We start from the raw sequence: 550 nt of genomic DNA on the forward strand, positions 1-550 counted from the left end.
ATGGCGGGCTCATCCCTGCCGATCGCGGTCCGTGGAGAGCAGCGCGAGCGGTCGGTGAGCGTGTCGGTCCGGTTGGCCCCGAACCCGGACGGCGGGTGCACGTACGCGGAGCTCGAGCAGTTCCTCGCGGACGCTGACCTGCCGATCCTCTACCGGGACGCGAAGGGCCGCCGCTGGTTCGCGGACATCTCGGAGGTCTCCGGCAGTGAGGAGCGGATCCTCGAGGAGGCGTCCTTCACGGTGTACGAGATCGACCATGTCGAGGCGGAGGCGGAGGCGGTGGAGCAGTGACGGATCAGCTGCACCTGATCGACGCCCCCGAGTGGGGGCCGGCCGCAGTGGACTTGCTGGCCGGCTCCCGCGACGTCGAGTGGATCTATGAGCTGGTGCACGCCCGCACGAACCGGTTCATCCGCACCCTGCGTGGGGTGAGGGACTTCCGGTTCGAGAACAACGTGCACGCCACGATCCGCTCGGGCGGGTCCTGCACGTGGCAGGGCGCCGAGGACATCGACTGGATGGAGCACCGTCTCCGCGCGCACCAGCGCAT

The 550-nt window shown here is 69.3% G+C and carries 1 protein-coding gene and 1 pseudogene; both read left to right on the plus strand.

Features of this window, described 5'->3' with window-relative positions:
- A partial coding sequence (locus J1M41_RS11590) for a hypothetical protein (RefSeq protein WP_206451790.1) occupies positions 1-291 on the plus strand: 291 nt, incomplete at its 5' end.
- A pseudogene (locus tag J1M41_RS11595) lies at positions 288-550 on the plus strand (hypothetical protein); the annotation flags it as partial. The gene J1M41_RS11590 and the pseudogene J1M41_RS11595, both read left to right, overlap by 4 nt.

The organism is Micrococcus sp. KRD096 (assembly GCF_017168495.1).
Classification (GTDB): domain Bacteria; phylum Actinomycetota; class Actinomycetes; order Actinomycetales; family Micrococcaceae; genus Micrococcus; species Micrococcus luteus.